Raw genomic sequence first — 23,353 nt, forward strand, 5'->3', positions numbered from 1 at the left:
CGGAGTGAAATATTTTCCAACTAGTCCAGTTGCTTCAGGGCGTGCTCCAAGGGCACCCGCCAGCGCCAGGTTGCTTTCTGTTCACCGCGGACGTGGCCGTTGGTAATCAGCGCCACCGGCAAATCCCGCTTGACGAAGTTCAACAGGATCTTGTACCCGCTCATCACCGCAAGGGAGGAGCCCAGCACCAAGAGCGCTGCGGATTCCGCTTCCAGTGCCGCAATGCGTTGCTTGCGTTCAGCCGGAACGTTCTCGCCGAAGTACACCACATCAGGCTTGAGGGCCAGCGAGCCGCAGCGCAAGCAGGCCACCATGTTGAATTGGTCTACCAGGTACTGGGGCAGCTCCACATCCCCGTCGGGGTTCACCGCGCTAGGGTCGATTTCCACGGCTTCCAAATATCCCTTGTTAGCTGCTTGCAGGCGGAGATCAAAGTCATTGCGGTTCTCGCTGTTCCCGCAGTCCAGGCAGCGAACGATCGATAAGTCGCCATGGACCGGAATGACTCGTTTGGATCCGGCCTGCTGGTGCAGCCCGTCAACATTCTGCGTGATGATGCCACTGATTTTTCCGTGCTCTTCCCACTGCACCAAGCGCTGGTGAATGTGGTTAGGCTCGGCTTTGTCCATATGGCGCCAGCCGACGTAGCCACGGGCCCAATAGCGCTGCCGGGCTTCGGGGCGGAATCGGAATTCTTGGTAGGTCATCGGCCGGTGGCGCTGCAATGAACCGTTGGGTCCGCGGTAGTCGGGGATTCCGGAGTCGGTAGAGACACCGGCTCCGGTGACAACCAGGACCCGGCCAGCAGAAAGCATTTGGCGCACCCCGGCACGCGCTTCAGCTTCCGGAGTTGCCGGTGCCTGCTGCTCGACGATGCGCTGCATCGACCGGATGGCCGAATGATGCGCCATCTGGATGGATAGCTCTTCTGGAGTGCTCACGTTCCACCTAACAATTGCTGGGCACGACAAAGGCCGCAACGACTAAAAGCTAATTTAGCTTAGTCGCTGCGGCTTGTCGCAAAATGTACTGAAGAGCTGTACCACTCAATGCTTAAGGTGTGGCACTCTGAGCCAAGGACTCCCGGCATCAGAAGACGAGGCTACTCGTCTTCATTATCTCCCGAGTACTTCTTAGTCAGCTCGTCGTATTCCGAATATTCTTCGTCATACGATGAATCATTACGCTCAGTGTTCTGAGCATGATGATCGGACCGAACGCCCAACTCGCGTTCAAGTGCCGAAAGGTCAGTGGACGGCGAGTAGTACTTGATATCTCGCGCCTGACGCTGTGCTTTAGCCTTTTGACGGCCGCGCCCCATGGCGTGACCCCCTCTTTTCAGTAGAGTCGGGAGGTGGTCCACCTTGAAAAGATGAAGGCCCCCGAATATGTGATCAGTTCTTTCGTAATTAAAGGTTAACACGATTCACCGGCGAGCGCTGAATGCAACACCCTCCGAAACCGCTAGACTGTCGATTAGTCCAACGACTATGTATTGAGCCGGCGAGCGATCGCCCGACCCAACCACGAAGGAGCTCAACAGGTGGTGGAAAACAATCTGCCCGAGCCGCAGGCGGCTTTGCCGCCATTGCAGCCAGAACCGGAGAAGCCCAAGCGTCAAAGTGCTCAATGGGCCTTGATGATTGTCGCCGTTCTCGCGCTGGCCGCGGCAGTGGTTTTCGTGGTGTTGAGACTAGTGGATCCCCCTGCTTCGCCAACTGCGAACAACGTGGAGCGCAATGAGAATCCAGGCCTCGACGGCATTGTTGCCACCGGAATGCCGCCAACACAGTTGGAGCAAGGCGACTGCCTGCGCGGGTTCAATTCGCCCCTGGATCCACAGACGGTCGTGACCTGTGATTCCTCTCACAATGCCCAGCTGATCGGCATCTTCCAGGTCACCGGCGATGAGTACCCAGGCACCAACGTGCTGCTGACCCAGTCTGAAGACCTGTGCAAGTCGGTCTCGCTGGATCCACGTGCCGGGTTGGACTCCACCTGGACCTATCACTTCTCGCGCCCTTCGGAGAGCACCTGGGATCAGGGCGACCGAACCGTTTCATGCTTCCTTAGCTTGTCCGAGGGTAACGTCCGCAGCTCATTGCTGCCCGAAGGCGCTACCGATGGAGAAGCGGAGAAATCCGAAGACAAGAAGTCCAAGGATGAAAAGCCCGAGGACGAGAAGTCCAAGGACCAGGAGACCACCGACAGCTAAGGCTGCATTTCGGCGAAATGGCGAGGGCGTAGACGGATTTCCATCTGTCCATGCCCTCGCCATAGCCAGGTTCCTAGGCCTTCTTGGCAACCTTGAGCTTGTCGCCAACTTCGTCCAGGGTGACCTCTACGGTGTCCCCGTCCTGCACCGTTCCGGCCAGGATCTCCTTGGCCAGCCGGTCACCGATCTCGCGCTGCACCAGGCGGCGCAGCGGACGGGCGCCGTAGGCAGGATCATAACCGGTCAGGGCCAGCCATTCGCTGGCGGCCTGATCCACCTCCAGGTTCAAGCGGCGGTCGGCTAGACGCTGTGCGAGCAGGTCGATCTGCAGCTTGACGATGCTTCCCAGCTCTTCGATGCTCAGTGGATCGAAGAGGATGACTTCATCCAGGCGGTTCAAGAACTCCGGCTTGAACGAGGCATTGACCACGTTCATCACCGCTGACTTCTTGGCCTCGTCCTCCAGGCTCTGGTCCACCAGGAACTGGGAACCCAGATTGGAGGTGAGGATCAGGATGGTATTCCTGAAGTCCACCGTGCGGCCTTGGCCATCAGTCAACCGGCCATCATCGAGTACCTGCAGCAGGATATCGAAGACCTCCGGGTGGGCCTTCTCCACCTCGTCAAGCAGAATCACCGAGTATGGGCGGCGACGTACAGCTTCAGTGAGCTGCCCGCCCTCCTCATAGCCCACATAGCCCGGAGGGGCACCGACCAGGCGCGAAACCGCATGCTTCTCCGAGTACTCGGACATGTCGATTCGCACCATTGCGCGTGGATCATCGAAGAGGAAGTCAGCCAGGGACTTGGCTAGCTCGGTCTTGCCGACACCGGTTGGTCCAAGGAACAGGAAGGATCCGGTGGGCCGGTTCGGGTCGGCAATGCCGGCACGGGTACGACGGACGGCGTCTGAGACCGCGGCAACAGCCTGCTTCTGCCCCATCAGGCGCTGCCCGATGATCTCCTCCATATCCAGCAGCTTCTGGCTTTCGCCCTGCAGCATGCGTCCTGCCGGGATACCGGTCCATGCCGAGATGACCTCGGCAATGTCATCGGCGGTGACTTCCTCGGCAACCATGGTGTGCGTATCTGCCTTATCGGCTTCGGCCGCGGCCGCCGCATCCAGTTCCTGCTGCAGCGTTGGAATCTCGCCGTAGAGCAGGCGCGAGGCCTTCTCCAGGTCGCCCTCGCGCTGGGCCTTATCGGCTTGGCTGCGCAGTTCGTCGAGCTTGACCTTCAGGTCACCGACACGGTTGAGACCCGCTTTCTCCGCTTCCCACTGGGAGTTCAGCGCGTCCAGCTTTTCCTTCTTGTCCGCCATGTCCTTGCGCAGGGCCTCCAGCCGTTCAACCGAAGCTGGATCGGTCTCATCGGACAGCGCCAGTTCCTCCATGGTCAGCCGGTCTACCTCGCGGCGCAGCTCATCGATTTCCTCTGGAGCCGAATCGATCTCCATGCGCAGGCGGCTAGCGGCCTCATCAACCAGGTCGATGGCCTTGTCTGGCAGCTGGCGGCCGGAGATGTACCTGTTGGACAGCGTGGAAGCTGCCACCAGCGCGGAGTCCGCAATGGAAACCTTGTGGTGCGCTTCGTAGCGTTCCTTCAAACCACGCAGGATGGCAATGGTGTCATCCACGCTTGGCTCACCGACATATACCTGGGCGAAGCGGCGCTCCAGGGCGGGGTCCTTCTCGATGTTCTCGCGGTACTCATCCAGGGTGGTGGCACCAATCAGGCGCAGCTCGCCCCGGGCGAGCATTGGCTTGAGCATATTGCCCGCGTCCATGGCGCCTTCGGATGCACCGGCACCGACCACGGTGTGGATCTCGTCAATGAAGGTGACAATCTGGCCGTCCGAAGCCTTGATCTCTTCCAATACCGACTTCAGCCGCTCTTCGAACTCGCCGCGGTACTTGGCACCGGCGACCATGGCACCCAGATCCAGCGAGATCAGGGTCTTGCCGCGCAGGGATTCTGGCACGTCGCCAGCGATCATGCGCTGGGCAAGCCCCTCAACCACAGCGGTCTTGCCGACGCCTGGCTCGCCGATCAGCACCGGGTTGTTCTTGGTTCGGCGGGAGAGCACCTGGACCACGCGGCGGATCTCGCGGTCACGGCCGATGACTGGATCCAGCTTGCCGGAGCGCGCCAGGGCAGTCATATCAGTGCCGAACTTCTCCAGGGACTGGAAGGTGGCCTCCGGATCAGGGTTATCGACCTTGCGGTCGCCGCGGATGGTGGGCAAGGTGCCCACCAGCAGTTCGCGGGTGGCCCCGAATTCGCGCAGCGCTTCACCGGCCTTGGTCTGGTCTGAGGCCAGGGCGATGAGCAGGTGCTCCGTGGAGACGTAGGTGTCCCCCATTTCTGCTGCGGTTGCCTGGGCGTTGCTCACAACCTGCAGCAGCTGCCGGGAGTACTGGGCCTGAGCCACTGAAGTACCGGAGCTGGAAGGCAATGCATTGATGACAGTGCTTGCCTTGACGGAGAGCGCGTCGACATCCAATCCGGCGGTCTTCAGCAAGGCGACTGCGACGGACTCGCGCTGGTCCAGCAAGGCCTTCAGCAGGTGCGCAGGTTCAATCTGCGGATTGCCTGCGGTTGAAGCGTTCATCCCGGAAGCCGAGAGAGCTTCTTGGCTCTTAGTGGTGAGTTTGGTGTCCACGCGCATCCTTTCTCTAATTGGGTGAACTCATAAACTTGAGTGTACTTAACTCAACTCTACTCGCACTCTTTGTATTCCAGCTAGAGCAAGATTTTCGAAAGATTTTTCATTTCGCTTGCCCCGGAGGCAAAATCCCTTGTCACGAAAGATTTGCAGACTTAAGATAAGGCATGGCCAACCCGAATTCCAAAGACATTTTTTCACTGACCCACGATGACATGGTCCAAGTTTTCATCAATCAGCACCGGCAGATGCTGCTTTCCTGCCTCGACGGGCTGAGTGAAGCCGAAGCCAGGTTGAAGTTGGTCGAATCCAAGACCACGATGCTCGGTCTGGTCAAACATGCAATCTTCGTGGAACGGGTCTGGTTCGGCGAAGCAGCCACCGGCAAGAGCCGGGCGGAGCTGGGCATTGCCTCTACGCCCAGCAAATCATTCGACTTGGACGCATCCGACACCATTGAATCAATTCAGGGCGGCTACGCCCGGGCCATCGAACTGTCGCATCAAGCGGCCGAGGGCAAGACCGGGGATCACGTTTTCTCCGGAAATCGGCGCGGGCCGTTGCCGCTGCGCTGGATCCAGCTGCATATGCTGCGCGAACTGGCACAGCACTGCGGACACGCAGATATCCTGCGTGAACAAATCCTGGCCGCCCGGAAATAGCATGCCGCTCACAACCGGTAGACTCCGGGCATGCCTTTGAAACTCCTCCCGCTTCCCGCTGAACGATTCCAGTCGTGGCTGACAAGAAGCACTGCGGAGTACGTATCTGACCTTGTTGCCGCTGGCAGCTCCGCGCACGAGGCGCAAGAAGATGCAGACCTGGCCATGGCCCGGGCCTTCTCCACCGGATTGCCAACTTGCACCAACGCGGTATTCACCCTGGAGCATGGAATTCTCGGCGATGTGGGCTATGTCTGGATCGGCCACGACACCTCGGGCGATCCGGCTTCGTGGTGGGTATGGGACATCGTTGTCGAACCCGGGCACCGCGGCAAGGGATACGGACGCCAAGCCATGAATCTGGCCGAAGAATACGCCCGTGCCCACGGCGCGCGCACCCTGGGGCTGAACGTGTTCGGATTCAATCGGAGCGCTCGCGGACTCTACGAATCGCTTGGCTACGAAACAACCAGCATCAAAATGCGCAAGACGCTCTAGCCTTGGCCTGTTCCCGGTGCTGGCCCGCGCTGTTCCAAGCGAGCAGCGAACTGCATCCTTCGAATTGCAATTGACACCTACCCAACTGCGCAAAGACGAAGTACATTACAGATCACCATGAAATCCACAGACCAAATCTTTTCCAGGCGCACCGCTTCAGGTTAGGCTGGTAGAACGTAAGGGAGTATTCACAATCGTTGAATCCGTCAATACGCAGGACTTCGTGGTCCTGCCGGGTTTTGCGGCCAGCCCCAGGGTCGGTGAAGAGACTTACTCAGTCGCGTTCGCGCGCTTCTTACGAAAGCAGGAATCCCTATGGGAGCTTCCCCTATGATTTGGGGCATCACGATTGTCGTGATTCTCGCCCTTCTGGCCTTCGATTATTTCTTCCACATCCGCAAGGCCCACGTTCCATCGCTGCGTGAAGCAGCCATCTGGTCCAGCATCTATGTCGGCTTGGCCCTCATTTTCGGTGTGCTGGTCCTGGCCTTCGGCGGAATCGACATGGGTGCCGAGTACTTCGCTGGCTACATCACCGAAAAGGCGCTGTCGGTCGACAACCTGTTCGTCTTCCTGATCATCATCGCCAGCTTCAGGGTGCCTCGCGAAGACCAGCAGAAAGTCCTGCTCTTCGGCATCGTCTTCTCGCTGATCGCACGTACCGCGTTCATCTTTGTCGGCGCAGCGCTGATCAACCAGTTCGCTTGGGTCTTCTACCTGTTCGGCCTGATCCTGCTGTTGACCGCCGGCAACCTGCTGAAGAAGGATGACGAATCCGATGAGGCCAACAACTTCATCATCCGCATCGCCAAGAAGCTGTTCCACACTACCGACAGCTATGACGGCGACAAGCTGTTCACCAAGATCGATGGCAAGAAGGTCCTGACTCCGATGCTGCTGGTCATGGTGGCCATCGGCGGTACCGATATTCTCTTCGCCCTGGATTCCATCCCGGCGATCTTCGGACTCACCCAGAACGTCTACATCGTGTTCACTGCTACCGCATTCTCGCTCATGGGACTGCGCCAGCTCTACTTCCTGCTCGACGGATTGCTGGACCGCTTGATCTACCTGTCCTACGGTTTGGCAGCAATTCTGGCCTTCATCGGCGTGAAACTGATCCTGCACGCACTTCACGAGAACAACCTGCCATTCATCAATGATGGCGAGCACGTGACGGTCATTGAAATCAGCACCGGCCTGTCGCTGAGCGTGATCATCGGTGTCCTGGTGCTGACCATTCTCGCTTCGCTGTTCAGCAAGGCGGGCAAGGCCCAGACTGCCGTCGGCAACCTGCGTCGCCACGCCAGCAGCTATAACGACCTGAGCTACACCTCGGATCCGAACGAACGCGAACGCATCTACCGCGCATTGGTCGAGGAAGAAGCGTATGTGAAAACCATGGAAAAGAAGTACCGCGACAAGGCCAAGGACGTGGACAAGATCCGCGTCGAGGTCGCTGAAGCGCACCGCCAGCACGATGAGTACCTCAAGAGCTAATCAGGTTCGCGCTTAAAGCAATTGGCTGCCAACCCCATCTGGAGTTGGCAGCCATATTTTCTGACAGTGAGCACGCATTCACCAAGAATGTTCGCAGGGCGAGTTGCGTTCCTGCATTTGAATCTGAAGCAGCCTTATTCTTTCCAGTAGCTCGGGTTCCGATGTATGCCGTGGAAGTTTCGCAGCTGCCCTCGCCATCCAGGCCAATTCATCTGCAACCTCGTTATAGATCAGTCCAGTATGGCCCCGATGCCTTGTGATGACGACTTCCGCCGAACAAGCATTCCATGCGGCAAGGAATTCCAAACACAGTTCTCCTCCAATGCCGCGATAGCCATCAACGTAGCGGCCAGTGGTAATCAGTTCCTCAATAATCCGATAGGCATCTTCCGAATCCGTATGGATCACAGCGCTGGCGGCCTCAAAGCCCTGCAGGTATTCCAATGCAAGGATTACGGCACGGAGCTCCAGGGCGCCCATATGACCAAAGAATTCTCCGGCGTAAACCACAACATCCCCGTGTCCGGTAATCATCGCTATGGAGCCGGCGCCGGATGGATCCGCTGAAGCATCGACACCGATCACAATGCGCTCTGGATGTACGTGACTTGTGGACCAAAATTCAGGATGCCACTGGATCTTCTCCGTCTTCGCCGCATCGTGGGTTCGGGAAGACACGCTACGAACAGGACTTTCGCGCAACCGATGGCGTTGCTGAGCCCGTCGCGTTAATGACAGTTTCGCGTCGCCGACTAGCTGCTCGATCTCGCGTGCTGCCCTGTTGATAGGGTTTAGCCCCCGAGTAACGGCATAACCGGATTCAGCAAAGTAGCGGGCTATATTCCGGTTGCGCGTAGGAACGCATATCCAAGTCTGCTCGCGGTACTGCCCCAGGAGCTGCTCCAATTCACGAAGCATAATTGGCAAAGGCATGGACTCGTCCGAAGCGCTCGAATGCGAGGTAAGAGTGCCATCTTCATGGCTGATCGAAAACAGCCAGTAGACCATGCCGCCATTGCCAGCGATCTCAGGCATCGTCCAAGAAATTATCGACGCGTGAAATGGCTTCGTCATCATGAAGGCATCTGGCACACGTGGAATCGTGGATTCAATAATGGGCCGGCTCAGCAAGTCACCGGCAGCTTCGGCATTCAGGCTCATGTACATACATTCTCAAAGCACACCGACAAGATAGTCCGGACAGATCATAGCTAGGGTGCCAGCCGACCAACCGCATACCGCATAACTAGCGGCGAACGTCACCGATGAAGTAGTCCGAAGGCACGATGACCTTGCCCAGAGGCATCAAGGAAACCGGGATCATCTTCAGGTTGGCGATTCCCAGTGGGATGCCAATAATCGATATGAACATCGGGATCGCGGTCACCACGTGCCCCACGGCAATCCAGATACCCGCAAAAATAATCCAGATGATGTTCCCCAGGGTGGAGAACGCGCTCACCGGTCCGTTATCGACTACGGTGCGGCCAAACGGCCACAGCGCATAGCCGGCAATGCGGAACGAGGCGATGCCGAATGGAATGGTCACGATCAGCGCGCAGCAGATGATGCCTGCCAATACGTAGCCCAAGGCCAGCCACAGACCGCCAAAAAGCAGCCAAATAATGTTGAGAATACCGCGCACTAAATCAGTCATGGTTATATTCTCTGTCTTTTGCCTGGTTTACTCCATCGGGGATCACCCCGATTTCTTCCTAGGGGTGTCCATTCCCCTACCGTTCGGCAAGCATCGAAGCAGCATGCTCGGCTAGGATTAATCACCATGAGCGAATCGAGCGATCAGCAGCGCCCAGCCCACGGCACTGCTCCTAGGAACCCAGACCTTTTCCGTGCCGAGCCGGTATCCTTCGTGCGCCGTGGCAACCGCCTGCAGGGCCGCCGTGCCAGCGCCTGGGAGCGCAATGCCGAGCAGTATGTCATTGAGCCGCCCCGCAAGATTGCCGACACCTCGGTTGCTGATGACTTCCAGCTCGATCCTGCCGAGGCTTTCGGTCGCACCGCGCCGCTGATCGTGGAGATCGGTACCGGCCTGGGCGAGTGCATTGCCAACGCCGCCAAGGATGATCCCGAGCGCAACTACCTCGCCGTTGAGGTCTATCGTCCGGGCTTGGCTCAGCTGATGCTGAAGGTTGAATCCTTCGGCATCACCAACGTCCGCGCAGTGCAGGCCAACGCCCCAGAGGTTCTGGACGTCATGCTGGACGAGAACAGCGCGGATGAGATCTGGATCTTCTTCTCAGATCCATGGCACAAGCCACGCCACCACAAGCGTCGCCTGATCAAGGCCTCGTTCCTGGACAAGGTCTCCCGCGTGCTCAAGCCCGGCGGCACCCTGCGCTTGGCCACGGACTGGTCCAACTACGCAGAGCAAATGCGCGAAGTTCTCGAAGCCCACCCGGACTTCGAGAACCAGCATCCTGGCAACCTGTCCGGTGTTGAGAGCCACCTGACCAAGGTGCGCCGTGATGGCATGGAAGGCTTTGACCCCGAGCCAGAATTCACTGATGCCCAGGGTGGTTGGGCCCCGCGTTTCGAGCGCCGTATCCTCACCAGCTTCGAGGGCAAGGCGTTGAAGGCTGGACGCCTGGTCTTCGATCTGGCGTACACCCGCATCGGCTAGTCGCCGAAATAAAGCATCGAAGAGGCCATGGGATCCCTAGGATGGATTCCATGGCCTCTTCTTCTGCGCAAAGTCTGCTATACGCCCAAGCTCCGAGAATGGACTACGCCGGGGTTCGTCTAGAACAATTGTCAATGGACCACGCCCCGGATCTGATCCAGCTCGCAGCCAACGGCCATTTGGATGAAGCGTGGTTTGCCACCACCCCACCGGCCGCATCCATGCGCCTGGATATCCAGCGCCGCTTGGCATTGCAGGAAACTGGCGCGTTGGCTCCCTTTGCGATCATCGACCTGTCCACCGGCAAGGCGGTGGGGGCCACGACCTATCTGAATATCGACGCGGAAAATCATCGCGTGGAAATCGGCTCAACGTTCCTGGCCATGCCGGCCCAAGGCACCGGGATCAATCCGGCTGCCAAGTTCATGCTGCTGCGCCGGGCTTTCGAGGAACTGGATTGCTATTCAGTGGCTTTCTGCACGCACTGGCACAATGCCGCTTCACGCGCCGCGATTGCACGGCTCGGTGCCAAACAGGATGGCGTGCTGCGCAATCACAAATATGATCCGAAGAGCGGCACCATGCGCGATACCGTGGTTTTCTCGATACTCCCCCACGAATGGCCTGCCGTGCGCACCCAGTTGAACGCGCGCTTAGCCCGGCACGGAAGGCTCTGAGCCCTGGAAGCAGATTTCTCCAGCCGCTTCGATTCACCTATGTTCCCTGGATGTCTGCCAAAGCCAGCAAGACGCGTTCTGGCTCTTCCGCCATCCGATTCAGCACATACAGCCAGAATTCCGGTCCGAATACGGCATATTCTCGGGTGTTGTACCCGGCGCTGTGGAGCGCGTTCAATTGACGAGTTCCTAAGCCCTGCAGCATTTCAAATTCCACCGAGTCGCCGTTCGGTGCTGCATCTACTTCCGGCTGAAGCCAATTTAGGAGGCGAACATCGTGGGTGGCAAAATTAACGCGGCGTCCTGAACGGAGAAGTTCCTGGGCCAGGAGCTTGTACCGCGCTGTAGTCTTCGGGTCGTTTCGAGGTGTCGCGACCGAAACAGCTTCTTGGAATGCGCCTTTGACCAAACGCACTGGACCACCCTCGCAGCGCAGCAAACGTGCCAGATCATCGGGGGTTCGATGCAGCCGAGCTTGCACGGTAATCCCAGTTTCCGGAAAATCTCGAATCATTCGTTCCCAAGTTCCCAGAACGAGGTCGGTCCGTTCAGCGCTTTCCGCGGAAATCATCAGGTACGTGCCGGCATCGCGGGCAGCCTGCGCGACGCGCAGTGCGTTGGCGAAACCCAGCTCAGGATCAATCAGAGAACCCAAATGCGACAAGTCCAGGCTGATAGTCGTGGAAGTCCCTGTGCTTTCCAGCCGACGGGCGATTTCCAGGAAAACGAGCGTTTCCTGTTCTGCGCTGTAGCGATCGCGGATCGATTCCCCGACGCATTCGATGCTGCTGCGATGACCACGAGCGGAAATCTGGAAAACCTGGCCAACGGCGGACTCAATGTCAGGGCCGGCAAGGTAACGACGAGAAATTTTCTGGGCGATCCAAGCGAGTTCAGGCATGGCCATCACTCGTGCTTTGAGTTCTTCATCCAGCGCCATGGAGCGCAAGGTGTCGGCTGCGAGATCTGCGTATTCAGGTGAAAAGTGCATGGTCCCATGATCTTGCAGCCGGGTCGCTACGGTCTTGTACGATATTGCACCGGCTGCTGGTACTTTCCCGGAGCCGCGGCGACATGGGCGTGAAATACGCGATGGAAGTGGCTTTGGTCTGCGAATCCGAGCTCGGAAGCGGCTTGGGCGATGGGAGTACCGGCTCGCAGCAGCTCACGTGAGCGGATCACAAGCTCGTTGTGCCGCCACGCAATGGGAGTGAACCCCGTGTTGCTGCGCACATACCGAATCAGTTGATATTTACTCATGTTCAGCAATGAAGCCAGTTCGCGTAAGTGCGGGACAGGCGTATCGTCACGGAGCTTCTTAAGCACCAGGGACAGTCGTTGATCGGTCCCATCCGGTTGCATAGGCACTGATTCATAAATCGGCAAGCAATCAAAATCGGTGAAAATTTCCCGCAGCGCACGCTGTACACTGTTCCGGTTCGGCCCAGAGAATAGCTGATCATTGAATTCCGTGAGCGATTGGTAGAGCCTGGGCTCCCGGAAAATTCGGATTCCCGAAAATAGACGGACTGCAGCTTCGGGAAGCAGAGCGCTGAGCCATTGCTGATCCAGGTGGATCATTTGATATTCCCATTGGCCATTTTGAGGATTGCATGCATGAATATGCCCAGCAGGTATCAGGATGACATCGCCCGGCAATAGCGTTGCCTGCTGTCCTGAGTAGCCCCTGAAACTGGTGTGTCCTGATTCGATAAGACCGATCGAAAATCGAGTATGCGTGTGCGGACGATAGCAGGAGATCAGTTGGCATGAACGCCGGGATTCAATTTCCGGGATCTCGGGGTCATGCCAGAATTCGGCAGCGTGGCGAACCGGTGCCTCTCCTGCCATGCTAGCGTCCGATAGCGCGGCGCGTGGTAAACAGCGTCACCGTCGGCTCACGGCGTTCTGGGCGCATGCCCCAAGCCAGTGAAACGATGTCGCCACCGGCAGTGCCCGCAGCGAAGATGCGCGATTGGCCCTGGCGTACGGCGGAAAGTTCCTGGCGAAGCCCATTGACTTCGGTTTGCAGGTAGGCGACTTGATCTTGCAGGTCCAGGATGCGCTTGATGCCTTCGAGCGATACGCCTTCCTTGCTCAAGGACTGCACCTGGCGCAACAGCGATACGTCTCGCTGCGAGTAGCGGCGTTGCTTTCCGCTCTGGCGGCTGGGCGAAACCAAACCGATGCGGTCATACTGGCGCAGCGTCTGCGGATGCATGTCTGCAAGTTGCGCGGCGACGGAAATGACGAAGACAGGTCGCAGGTACTCCCCGTTCACGTTGCTTCTACCACCTTTCTGCAAGGACCTTGGAGTCGGTCCCTATTGCCTTTGAGTCTATCTTCCCTGCCCAGCCAATTCGATGGCGGGGCAGGGAAAACAGCCTATTGAGTTCAGAGCTTGGCTTTGGCAGCCAAGTCCACTCGTGGATCCTCGCCCTCGGTGGCTGATGCGAAGTCCTCCACGGCCTTCTTGGCAGCATCCGAGAGGTTCTGCGGAATCGCGACATCCAGGACGATCAGCAGATCGCCGGTAGCCTTGGAGGTCTTCACGCCGCGGCCTTTCAAGCGCAAGGTGCGCCCGGAGTTGGATCCGGCAGGCACCTTCACCGCGACGGAATCCCCGTCCAGGGTCGGTACGTGGATCTTGGCTCCGAGTACCGCTTCGTCGAAGGTCACTGGCACGTGGATGCGGATGTTGTTCTCTTCGCGCTTGAAGAACGGGTGCTCGCTGACCTTGACCTTGACCAGCAGGTCGCCGTTGCCGGCAGCACCTGGCTGGCCCTTGCCGCGCACGCGCACCGACTGGCCATCCTTGATGCCCGCAGGTATGCGCACGTCAATGACCTCGCCGTTCTGCTCGCGCAGGCCAATGGTGGTGCCCTTGATTGATCCGGAGAAGGAGATCGTGGTGCTGGCCGTGCGGTCAGCACCCTTGCGTGGTGGTGCGCTTTGGCCGAAGCCGCCACCAAAACCGCCGCCTGAGCCGAACAGGTCGGAGAAGTCCGGCTGTCCGCCGCGACCCCGCGGGCCGCCTCCCCCGCCTCCGAAGAGGTTGGAGAAGATGTCCTCGAAACCGGCCTGTCCTCCCGGGGCACCGCCTGGTCCCCCGGCCGAGAAGCGAGCTCCGCCGCCCATGGCGCGGATTGCGTCGTACTGCTCGCGTTCTTCCTTATCCGAAAGCACCGAGTTGGCTTCCGAGATGTCCTTGAATTTCTTTTCAGCGGCCGCATCACCCTGATTGGTGTCGGGGTGGTACTTGCGCGCAAGCTTGCGGTACGCCTTCTTGATGTCCGCCTCACTGGCGTCCTTGGAGACGCCCAGAATGGCGTAAAAGTCTTTTTCGATCCAGTCCTGACTTGCCATCAGGGCCCCATCCTTTCAATGCCAATTCGAAACTGCCCACTGACGAAGTATCGGCAGTGGGCAGTTTCAATTGATTATTCGTGGCTATTCGCCGGTTGCTACCAGCACCTGGGCCGCACGCAGGATGGTGGTTCCCTTGCGGTAACCGGTGCGAAGCACCTGTCCCACGTGGTCAGCTGGAATCTCCGGAACAGCCTGGCGAAGCAGCGCTTCGTGGACGTTCGGGTCGAATTCGACGCCGGCCTCGTTGATACGCTCCAAGCCATGCTGAGCCAGCACGGAGTCAAGCTTGTTGGCGATCGATGCGAACGGGCCATCGGTGAGGTCACCGTGGGCTCGGGCTGCATCGATGTCATCAAGTACCGGAAGCAGGGTGTTGAGCACGGACTGCACGGCGTTTTCACGCGCTACAGCTCGGTCGCGCTCCACACGCTTGCGATAGTTGACGTATTCGGCCTGCAGACGCAGCAAGTCGTTGCGCAGTTCGGCTTCCACCGCACCGGCCTCTACTGGCTGCTCTGCTTCGGCGTCAGCGCCAGCAGCAGCTTCGTTCAGGATCGCCTCGGCCTGACCCAGGGCGTCAGCGGTTGGCTGCTCGTTAGCTGCCTCTGGCTGGTTCTCCGACTGCTCGTCGAAGTTCTCGTTCTGGTCCTGTGCCTCGGACATATTCCCTAACTCCCTACTTCTTGTCAGCTTCGTCTTCGTCGATGACCTCGGCGTCGACGATATCTTCATCAGCATTTGGAGCCTGCTCGCCCTCAGGTGCAGCAGCGCCCTCATCCTGGGTGTTGGCGTAGATTGCCTCGCCCAGCTTGGTCTGCGAAGCCTGCAGCTTCTCGAACGCGGCCTTGACCTCGTCGTCGTTGTCCTGCTTCTCAAGGGCAGCCTTCAGTGCGTCAACGTCGGCCTGAACCTCGGTCTTGACCTCTTCTGGCAGCTTGTCTTCGTTGTCCTTGATCAGCTTGTCCACCGAGTAGGCTGCCTGCTCGGCAGCGTTGCGGGTCTCAGCAGCTTCGCGGCGTGCCTTGTCCTCTTCGGCGTGTGCTTCAGCTTCCTGAACCATGCGCTCGATGTCTTCCTTGGACAGCGAGGAGCCACCAGTGATGGTCATCGACTGCTCGGTGCCGGTGCCCTTGTCCTTAGCGGATACGTGCACGATACCGTTGGCGTCGATGTCGAAGGTGACCTCGACCTGTGGGATGCCGCGAGGAGCCGGTGCGATACCGGTCAGCTCGAAGGTACCCAGAGCCTTGTTGTCACGGGTGAACTCGCGCTCGCCCTGGAAGACCTGGATGGAAACTGAAGGCTGGTTGTCTTCAGCGGTGGTGAAGGTTTCCGAACGCTTGGTCGGGATCGCGGTGTTGCGCTCGATCAGTTTGGTCATCACGCCGCCCTTGGTTTCAATACCCAGGGACAGTGGGGTGACGTCGATGAGCAGAACGTCCTTGCGCTCGCCCTTCAGTACACCTGCCTGCAGTGCTGCGCCAACAGCTACAACCTCATCAGGGTTCACACCCTTGTTGGCTTCCTTGCCGGCCAGATCCTTGACCAGTTCGGCAACGGCTGGCATACGGGTGGAACCACCAACGAGGATCACGTGGGCGATGTCCGAAACCTTGACGCCTGCTTCTGCAATAACGTCGTTGAATGGCTTGCGGGTGCGCTCCAGCAGGTCCTTGGTCAGGTCCTGGAACTTGGCACGCGAGAGGTGCTCGTCCAGGTGCACTGGGCCTTCCGGGGTCACCGAAAGGTACTGCAGGGAGATGTTGGTGCTGGTAGCCGAGGACAGTTCCTTCTTGGCCTGCTCAGCGGATTCCTTCAGGCGCTGCAGGGCAATCTTGTCCTTGGACAGGTCTGCGCCCTTGGCCTTGGCCTGAGCCAGCAGCCAATCTACGATGCGCTGATCCCAGTCGTCGCCGCCCAGGCGGTTGTCGCCTGCGGTGGAACGGACCTGGATGGTGGAGAAGCCGTCATCGTCCTTGCCAACTTCCAGCAGGGAAACGTCGAAGGTACCGCCGCCGAGGTCGAAGACCAAGATGAGTTCGTCTTCGTTGCCCTTTTCCAGGCCGTAAGCCAGTGCAGCTGCGGTTGGCTCGTTGACGATGCGCAGGACGTTCAGACCGGCAATCTCGCCGGCTTCCTTGGTGGCCTGGCGCTCTGCGTCATTGAAGTATGCAGGAACGGTGATCACCGCGTCGGTGACCTTCTCGCCCAAGTACGACTCTGCGTCGTTCTTCAGCTTCATCAGGGTACGGGCCGAGATTTCCTGGGCGGTGTACTTCTTCTCGTCGACCTCGATGCTCCAGTCGGTGCCCATGTGGCGCTTGACCGAAGCGATGGTGCGATCGATGTTGTTCACTGCCTGGCGCTTGGCGATGTCGCCAACCAGAACTTCGCCGCTCTTCGAGAAAGCAACGATCGACGGGGTAGTACGGTTACCTTCCGCGTTTGCGATAACGGTTGGCTCACCACCTTCGAGCACGGAAACTACGGAGTTGGTGGTTCCTAGGTCGATACCTACGGCACGCGACATAATGGCTCTCCTTTGCCTTGGTTGAAAGTACTAACGCTGAGGATTTTTATCCTGATTGAGCGTTCTGGACTCAAGTTTACTCAGCCGCTTTCGACTGTCAAATTAACTTGAGCCAACCTCACTCAACTTTGCGTTCTGTCTTCTTCAACGAACAAAGGGCAAGAATGATTCCCATGCCGAAAAATAATTTTCAGACACAGGACACCCAAGGCATTCAAGGACAATCCACCCTGCGATCCCGGCGCCTCAACCTACCGAAAAAACGGTCCTTCCGGGAGCTGGATCGCCGCACCCAGGTTGCTGTCATCCTCGCTGGAATTATCGAGCTGACTTTGATGTTTGCAGCCTTGCGCGATCTTCGTCGACGCCCCGTTCAGCTGGCGAGAGGGCCAAAACCACTGTGGGCCGTGGTCAGTTGCCTCAACGTACTAGGAAGCATTTCCTACTTTGTCTTTGGGCGTCGCAAAGACCCTCAAAACTGATTTACAGACACAATGGAACAACCCGCTCTCGTGATGACGAGAGCGGGTTGTTCGCTGTCAGCGTGGACGCTTTGGCAATGAAAAACTCGATTGCCACACTGGCTAGATCAGTTCAACTACCAACAATGGTCCTGCGAATAATCCCTACAGATGGTCCAGTAGGAATGCTCCGTTCTACTACTTAGCCGAGCCCTGAGGTTCCACTAGGACTGCCGCGGTGCGCGCCGGAATAGTCAGCTCACCGGTGGCACTGTCGAACGAAGTTGACTTCACCCGGTCATCACTGCCTTTCGCAAGAGACTTGGCAAGCGAGTAGTCGTGACCTACCAGCTCCTCAAGCTTTTGCGTGCTCTCCTTCGGCGAGGCATTGAAGAGGACTAAGGCACCGTCATGCTTGCGATCGACATCCTTACCCACCGTGTCGTCAATGCGCATCACGATAATTCCCGGTTCAGCCTCAGACCCACCCAGCGGGAAGCTCACCTTTTGCCCAATGAGATCAGCTGAGCCCAATCGCAAGAGTCCAACTTCCTTACGGGTCTGCAGCAAGTCCAAGGCTGCCCCTTCAGCATCAGCCATGGCCTTGGCATCCGGCTTGAGCGCAGGGTCTTCTAATAGTGGAGCCATCAGATCCCACTTCTCCCCGTTATCTGCCTCGGGCGGAAGACCCGAGCCAAAAGTATTTTCCACTCCGGAGAAGTCGATGCGGTTGAACCAGTCCCCCGAGTTATAGGAATTTCGGTCCAAAGACTTTGAACGCAATAACTCGGTTCCGGCATGCCAGAACGGAACAGCTTGTGAATACATCACGGTTGCTTGCGAGAGAGTATTCATCCGCACCCGATCCTCCATGGAAGTATCTCGTGGCAACTTGAGCACAGTGAGGTCGTAGAGCGTTTCATTATCGTGCGCGTCAACATAGTTGATCACTTCTCCCGGCTGCGAAGCATAGCCTGCTTTCGCTCCGCGGTAATCCAATTCATCACCACGGTGCACACTGCCATCCGAAGCGAGGAATTCGAAGTCTGCGAGATTGCCAGCCAAGCCGAGCTTCACTAGGTCGGTTTCGTGGCCGAGATCTTTCAACGCTTCCTCGGTGCTCCCATTGACCTTATTACCGTTGGGATCCGTTCCCAAGCCAGTACCAAAGCCCTGACGGAATGTTGAGGATGAATCAACAGGACTGCCACCATGAACGGCATCGCGCAGTCGGTCGTTAAAGGTCCCGATGCCGGTACCGTTCATTTGCCCCTGAGTCGCTTGATAGAAGCGAGCATTGTCCGCCACCTCACCAAAGTTCCATCCTTCGCCATAGAGGTAAATGGACTTGCCGTCCACTCCGTCATGTCCCGGCTTCAGTTCATCTAATGCACTGCGTACGGCTTCCATGGTTTCTCGTGAGTGGTGGCCCATGAGGTCAAAACGGAATCCATCAACCTTATAGTCCTTGGCCCACACCACCAGGGCATCAACCATCAGTTTCTGCGCCGCAGCGTGTTCCGTGGCCAGGTTCTGACAGCAGGACGAGGTTTCCACTTTCCCGGTGGCATCAAGTCGGTGGTAGTAGCCAGGCACGATCTTATCCAGCACACTGCGATCGGCTTGACCCGAGGCTGCGGTGTGGTTGAACACCTGATCAAGCACTACTTCTAGCCCCATGCTGTGCAAGGATCCAACCATCGAGCGGAATTCTTCGACACGGTTCGCTCCTTCAGGGTTCGTGGCGTACGAACCTTCCGGAGCCATGAAATGGAAGGGGTCGTACCCCCAGTTGAATCCGTCTTCATCACCGTGGGCAGTAACGCACTCTTGTTGTTTGCTGGAAGCTGCCGGCAGCGACTTCAGATCACAGTCCGTCTCAACACGTTGTGACTGTTCCTCCTCAATGGTGGCGATATCAAAACTTGGCAGCAGGTGAACGGTAGTCAGGCCAGCCTCGGAAAGCTGTTTGAGCTGTTTACTCCCGGCCCCATTTGCTCCAAACGCTCCGTAGCGGCCCCGCTGATTCTCGGGCACCGAAGCATCTGAAATCGAGAAGTCACGGATCTGCAGTTCATAGATGCTGCGGTCCACGTCCTTTTCGACGTTTTTGGCTTTGGCCTTACGCCACTGTTTTGGCTGGTGGTGAGGGTCTTCCAAGCTCACCGCGACCGAGTGGGTGGAATTAGTGGTCAACGCAACCGAATATGGATCGGTAACAATATTCGTTTCGATCTTGCCCGTTTCAGAGACAAAGACCTGAACTTCCCACCGGTACTTCGCCTCAGCCATCTGAGGTTTACCCTTTACCGTCCACACACCGCTGTCCTTCGAATAGCTAGCAGCGTATCGTGCAGTCTTCTCCTTCTTGTCAGTAATCAGCAGTGTTGTTTTTTGGGCCGTGGGTGCCCAGAGCCTAAAGGTAGGGCGTTTTCCGGTGAAGCTCACGCCGAGTTCTACATCGTCAAGCGCCTTGGCATAGAGATCATCAATGACACCAGCACTCTGAACTCCGGTGAAGGCGGTGAGTTTCTGGGTATCCCCTTCGCCATCAAATCGTGCCAATGCCAGTTGTGAACGCAATGCAGAGGCTACGTCTTCGCGATCTAGCTCAACACGCAAGGCACGGTAGTCGGCAAGGTGTGGGAACTTCTTGCGTTGTTCGGCACTCAACCCACCAATAATTTCTTTGAGCTCGATTGGCTTCGCACCGGAGATCTCTTCTCCCTCCAATTTCAAGCTGGCGTCCTTTGAAGCGTAGAGGGCATAGTTTTCACCAGTGCCTAGATCACGAGGAATCGCTAGGGTGTCAGCGGAAATCCACTGCGCTTTCATTTGACCAACGCCGGCGACTGTTTGGGTGTCAGAACCAATCTGCAACAGGTGAGTCTTCGAGTCGTAGCTGAAGCTCACTGGCTTTCCTTCGGTTACCGAAAGACTGTAGTTAGCACCTCCGGCGGCACCGTCAACGCCATAATTTTCGTCCCACCCGAAGTTGTGTGACACCTTAAATTCGTAGGTACCAGCCGGAATCTTCTCCGTAGTGAATTCGTAGGTACCGTCAGCATCAGCGTCCGCCATTAAAGTAGCGAGACAGGTTGGATCCCAGTCGGATTTACAGCCCAATTCGTCTTGAAAACTTCCCGGTAAGGTGATCATCGGACCCTGTTGATCGCTTTGTGCGATGTTGTTGCGGGGATCGAAGAAGAACTTGACGGTCCCACCTTCGTGAGAATATTTAAGGTTGTCACCACCGGCAATACCACCAGCGCCGTAGTTCAGATCCCATGATCCGTTGATGGCTACCTTGTATTCATAGTCCCCTGCTGGGACATCGAATTCACCAGAATAGACCCCGCCAGGCTGTTCAGTGAGTTTGGCTGCCTCGCAGGCCGGATCCCAGTCGGTGACACAACCCATTTCGGTGTTATGGCTTCCCGGCACGGTGACCATGGAGATATCCGATTCAGCCGGTTTTTCCTTCGCAAACCCGGAAACGTCGTTGCCCACGGAAGCATAGGTGGAAGCGGCGCTGTGTTCTCCTGCGGCATTGGTACTCACGGCACGATATTCCACCAAGGTGCCTTGTGGTAGCGATGAAACGTCGTGGAAGACTCGTGGGGTGTGGTCTTCTGCCACGCCCAGTAGGTGCCACTTCTCGGTGCCCACTTCACGCCACGACATGCTTGTTTCAGCCCACGCCTGTTCGCCTAAATCCACGGATACGGGTGTTACGCCGCTGAGCCCGGCCCCAGATTTTGGAGCGGAAATCTCAGGTGTGAAGGCAGCACTATCTACGTTCTTGTCAGCTTTATAAACCACTGCAGATAGCGCTGGCACCGTCACGTTGAGTTTCCCGTCCGCAGCACTGCTGAGTTTGTCTTCGGCGCCATAGAGCGCTGAGTAGGTTGCGTCGGAGGTCAGAGTCGACAACTCAACATCAGCGGATTCTTCCGAGTTGTTCAGGGCCACCAGGTATTCGGTTTTCTCGTCACGGTCCACACGCGAGAATGCATAGACTCCCTTGGAATCTTGGGCGTATAGCTCTACTTGTGCCCCGCCCTTCAGCGCTTTGTTTGATTCGCGAAGTTTAGAGAGGGCCGCGATGTGCTGGTACAACGGAGAATCACTGTCATAACGATCTTGGGTTCCGAGCTTTTCTCCGGTAATCAATTCTTGGTTCTGATAGTCCGAGACTTGAGAAGCGAACAGTGATTGGCGAGAATCCTTGTCTCCACCGGTGCCTGCAAATCCTTGTTCGTCACCGTAGTAAACCACCGGCTGGCCACGGGTCAGGAACATCAGTTCATGGGCCAGTTCATCACGTTTGAGTTTCTGATTGCTGTTGTTCAGGAAGTACCCAATGCGCCCCATATCGTGATTGCCAAGGAAAGTTGGTAGAGCATCAGCTGAGGTGTTTGCCGTGGTGTAGTAGTCATCCGCCGAGAACAGCGTGCTTAGCGTTTTGGCTGAATTTCCTCCCGCGAAACCGGCAGCAGCAGATTGGAACGTGAAATCAAGGACGGAATTCATTTCCGTCTTACGCACGTAGGGCGAAAGCTTCTTTGCATCGGCATCATAAACTTCGCCAAACATGAAGAAGTCGTCTTTACCCTGGGCTCGTGCATAGTCCTGAACTTGTTTGGTCCATTGTTCCCAGAATTCAAAATTCACATGTTTTGCGGTGTCGATGCGGAAGCCATCAATTCCGAAGTCCACCCAGTTCTTGTAGACCTCTGCGAAACCGTTGACTACCTTAGGATTTTCGGTCATGAGGTCATCAAGCCCCTGAAAATCGCCATAGGTGACCGACTCACCTTCCCAGGTTGAGTCCCCGCGGTTGTGATAGAGCGTTGGATCATTGAGCCAGTCGGGGACCTTCTTGACTTGGTCAGAAACAACCGGGGTATAAGGGAAGGAACTGGAAGCGTCTAGCTCTGGGAAGGTATCACTGCCTGCGTAGTCCGCCGGGTCAAAGGCTTGACCCTGAGCATCCTTATAGGGAAGGGAAGACTGCTCAACGTAGGAATACTTCTTTTCCTTATTGTCGATGAGATCCGCGGTATGGTTCACGATGATGTCGAAATACACCTTGATGCCACGCTTGTGGGCGTCATCAATCAGTTCGGAGAGTTCTTCATTGGTGCCTAGATGTGGGTCGATCTGAGTGAAATCGGTGACCCAATAGCCGTGATATCCGGCGCTGGCATCATCACCACTACCCTGAACCGGCATGTTCTTAAAACTGGGCGTGAGCCAGATGGCGCTGGTGCCAAGGCCCTGAATGTAGTCGAGCTTGGAGTGTAAGCCTGCGATATCACCGCCTTCATAGAATCCTTTGTTCGTCGGATCAAACCCGGTGGTTAGTCGATCACCTTCCAAACCGCCGGTGTCGTTAGCCGTTGAGCCATTGGCAAAGCGGTCTGTCATGACGAAATAGAATTGCTCACCAGAACCGGCTTGCCTGACCGGCGCAGCGACCAATTCGGCATCAGTATCTGAATATTCTCCGCGAAGGTCCAGCGGCACAACTTGTGTCAGCCCAGTGGCCGTATCAAAGGTGAAGCGCAATCGGCTATCCGCACTCAGGGCTAGGGGAATGTTCTCTTCTCCCCCATCCAGTCCATAAGACGTGTCAAAGCTTTTGTTCAACGCTACTTTGTATTCATAGTTCCCCGCCGGAACTTCCACTTCCAGGCTGTATTGCCCTTCCTGGTCCGTGGATTGCAGGCTGGTAGCTTCACAGTCAGCCATCCAGTCAGCGGAACATCCCAACAACGACTGAAAAGAACCGGCCAGAGTCACAGAAGTTTCATCTGCCACGGCGGGAATACTAGCCAGGGGTGCCATGGGTGCGAGCGCCAGCATCGGGGTTGCGGCCAAGGCGGTGACCCAACGACGCCAACTACGTTTATGAAGGTATGGTGGCAGTGGCTGACTGCGCACGGAGGAAGCAGCGCTTTTGCTGTTCACGAAATGCTCCATTGAATTCGAAGGTGCGAGCGGCAAGCCATAAGAGCTGACTCGCCAGTGATTCAGCCCACACTACTGAGCGAATTCCATCAAGTGCAAGCGTTTCCAACATTTACACTCGGATGCAGGGAAAACATCAAACTTTTCAGTATTTTTCCAACT

19 protein-coding genes are annotated in these 23,353 nt (G+C 57.2%); 7 read left to right on the forward strand and 12 right to left on the reverse strand.

All coding sequences use genetic code 11. The annotated features are described in order from the left end of the window. Nucleotides 1-20: 20 nt before the first annotated feature. Together ACRDT3_RS09790 and ACRDT3_RS09795 are read right to left on the reverse strand one after the other, a co-directional pair. Nucleotides 21-911, reverse strand: coding sequence for a Sir2 family NAD-dependent protein deacetylase (locus ACRDT3_RS09790; RefSeq protein WP_431492832.1), 891 nt, complete (start codon nt 909-911; stop codon nt 21-23). 191 nt (nt 912-1,102) lie between these two features. Next, a complete protein-coding gene (locus ACRDT3_RS09795; protein ID WP_431492800.1) occupies nt 1,103-1,321 on the reverse strand; it encodes a DUF3073 domain-containing protein in 219 nt (72 codons plus the stop codon). A gap of 222 nt (nt 1,322-1,543) precedes the next feature. On the opposite strand from ACRDT3_RS09795, the gene ACRDT3_RS09800 reads away from it, so the two are divergent. Next, nucleotides 1,544-2,215: a septum formation family protein gene (locus ACRDT3_RS09800; protein WP_431492801.1), complete on the forward strand. Its 672-nt coding sequence runs from the start codon at nt 1,544-1,546 to the stop codon at nt 2,213-2,215. Between the two features lie 73 nt (nt 2,216-2,288). Here the strand turns inward: ACRDT3_RS09800 and clpB are convergent, their stop codons facing one another. Next, the gene (gene clpB, locus ACRDT3_RS09805) at nt 2,289-4,877 is read right to left on the reverse strand and encodes an ATP-dependent chaperone ClpB (RefSeq protein ID WP_431492802.1); all 2,589 of its coding nucleotides are present in this window, start codon (nt 4,875-4,877) and stop codon (nt 2,289-2,291) included. A gap of 170 nt (nt 4,878-5,047) precedes the next feature. Here clpB and ACRDT3_RS09810 point away from each other — a divergent pair, with 170 nt between their 5' ends. The 3 genes from ACRDT3_RS09810 to ACRDT3_RS09820 all read left to right on the forward strand — a co-directional run bounded on the left by ACRDT3_RS09810 (nt 5,048) and on the right by ACRDT3_RS09820 (nt 7,540). Continuing rightward, on the forward strand, nt 5,048-5,542 hold the full coding sequence (locus ACRDT3_RS09810; RefSeq protein WP_431492803.1) for a DinB family protein: 495 nt from the start codon (nt 5,048-5,050) through the stop codon (nt 5,540-5,542). Nucleotides 5,543-5,572: 30 nt separating this feature from the next. Beyond that, nucleotides 5,573-6,040 (forward strand): GNAT family N-acetyltransferase, encoded by a 468-nt coding sequence (locus tag ACRDT3_RS09815; RefSeq protein ID WP_431492804.1) that lies wholly within the window; start codon nt 5,573-5,575, stop codon nt 6,038-6,040. Between the two features lie 315 nt (nt 6,041-6,355). After that, complete coding sequence (locus tag ACRDT3_RS09820; RefSeq protein ID WP_431492805.1) at nt 6,356-7,540, forward strand: TerC family protein; 1,185 nt, start codon at nt 6,356-6,358, stop codon at nt 7,538-7,540. A 78-nt stretch (nt 7,541-7,618) separates the two neighbouring features. On the opposite strand, the gene ACRDT3_RS09825 is transcribed toward ACRDT3_RS09820, so the two are convergent. Both ACRDT3_RS09825 and ACRDT3_RS09830 read right to left on the reverse strand, forming a co-directional pair. Then, nucleotides 7,619-8,701, reverse strand: a complete 1,083-nt coding sequence (locus tag ACRDT3_RS09825; protein WP_431492806.1) for a ribonuclease HI — start codon at nt 8,699-8,701, stop codon at nt 7,619-7,621. Nucleotides 8,702-8,786: 85 nt separating this feature from the next. Beyond that, a complete protein-coding gene (locus tag ACRDT3_RS09830) occupies nt 8,787-9,197 on the reverse strand; it encodes a YccF domain-containing protein (protein ID WP_431492807.1) in 411 nt (136 codons plus the stop codon). 126 nt (nt 9,198-9,323) lie between these two features. On the opposite strand from ACRDT3_RS09830, the gene trmB reads away from it, so the two are divergent. Together trmB and ACRDT3_RS09840 are read left to right on the forward strand one after the other, a co-directional pair. Continuing rightward, nucleotides 9,324-10,181 carry a tRNA (guanosine(46)-N7)-methyltransferase TrmB gene (gene trmB / locus ACRDT3_RS09835; protein WP_431492808.1) on the forward strand — a complete coding sequence of 286 codons (858 nt, stop codon included), beginning with the start codon at nt 9,324-9,326 and terminating at the stop codon, nt 10,179-10,181. A gap of 98 nt (nt 10,182-10,279) precedes the next feature. Then, nucleotides 10,280-10,858 carry a GNAT family N-acetyltransferase gene (locus tag ACRDT3_RS09840; RefSeq protein WP_431492833.1) on the forward strand — a complete coding sequence of 193 codons (579 nt, stop codon included), beginning with the start codon at nt 10,280-10,282 and terminating at the stop codon, nt 10,856-10,858. Nucleotides 10,859-10,895: 37 nt separating this feature from the next. Here ACRDT3_RS09840 and ACRDT3_RS09845 read toward each other — a convergent pair whose 3' ends face one another. From ACRDT3_RS09845 to dnaK, 6 genes are all read right to left on the reverse strand, one after another. Continuing rightward, entirely contained in the window at nt 10,896-11,798 is a 903-nt protein-coding gene (locus ACRDT3_RS09845) for a proline dehydrogenase family protein (protein WP_431492809.1), read from the reverse strand. A gap of 77 nt (nt 11,799-11,875) precedes the next feature. Continuing rightward, the gene (locus ACRDT3_RS09850) at nt 11,876-12,709 is read right to left on the reverse strand and encodes an AraC family transcriptional regulator (RefSeq protein ID WP_431492810.1); all 834 of its coding nucleotides are present in this window, start codon (nt 12,707-12,709) and stop codon (nt 11,876-11,878) included. 1 nt (nt 12,710) lies between these two features. Further along, nucleotides 12,711-13,139, reverse strand: a complete 429-nt coding sequence (locus ACRDT3_RS09855) for a heat shock protein transcriptional repressor HspR (RefSeq protein ID WP_431492811.1) — start codon at nt 13,137-13,139, stop codon at nt 12,711-12,713. 113 nt (nt 13,140-13,252) lie between these two features. Next, complete coding sequence (locus tag ACRDT3_RS09860; protein ID WP_431492812.1) at nt 13,253-14,224, reverse strand: DnaJ C-terminal domain-containing protein; 972 nt, start codon at nt 14,222-14,224, stop codon at nt 13,253-13,255. An 84-nt stretch (nt 14,225-14,308) separates the two neighbouring features. Beyond that, entirely contained in the window at nt 14,309-14,890 is a 582-nt protein-coding gene (locus tag ACRDT3_RS09865; RefSeq protein WP_013349865.1) for a nucleotide exchange factor GrpE, read from the reverse strand. A gap of 13 nt (nt 14,891-14,903) precedes the next feature. Further along, a complete protein-coding gene (gene dnaK / locus ACRDT3_RS09870; RefSeq protein WP_431492813.1) occupies nt 14,904-16,757 on the reverse strand; it encodes a molecular chaperone DnaK in 1,854 nt (617 codons plus the stop codon). 173 nt (nt 16,758-16,930) lie between these two features. On the opposite strand from dnaK, the gene ACRDT3_RS09875 reads away from it, so the two are divergent. Beyond that, complete coding sequence (locus tag ACRDT3_RS09875) at nt 16,931-17,239, forward strand: PLD nuclease N-terminal domain-containing protein (RefSeq protein ID WP_013349867.1); 309 nt, start codon at nt 16,931-16,933, stop codon at nt 17,237-17,239. 177 nt (nt 17,240-17,416) lie between these two features. On the opposite strand, the gene pulA is transcribed toward ACRDT3_RS09875, so the two are convergent. Continuing rightward, nucleotides 17,417-23,086 (reverse strand): pullulanase-type alpha-1,6-glucosidase, encoded by a 5,670-nt coding sequence (gene pulA / locus ACRDT3_RS09880; RefSeq protein WP_431492834.1) that lies wholly within the window; start codon nt 23,084-23,086, stop codon nt 17,417-17,419. Nucleotides 23,087-23,353 lie beyond the last annotated feature (267 nt).

Source organism: Glutamicibacter sp. (assembly GCF_050701915.1).
GTDB lineage: Bacteria > Actinomycetota > Actinomycetes > Actinomycetales > Micrococcaceae > Glutamicibacter.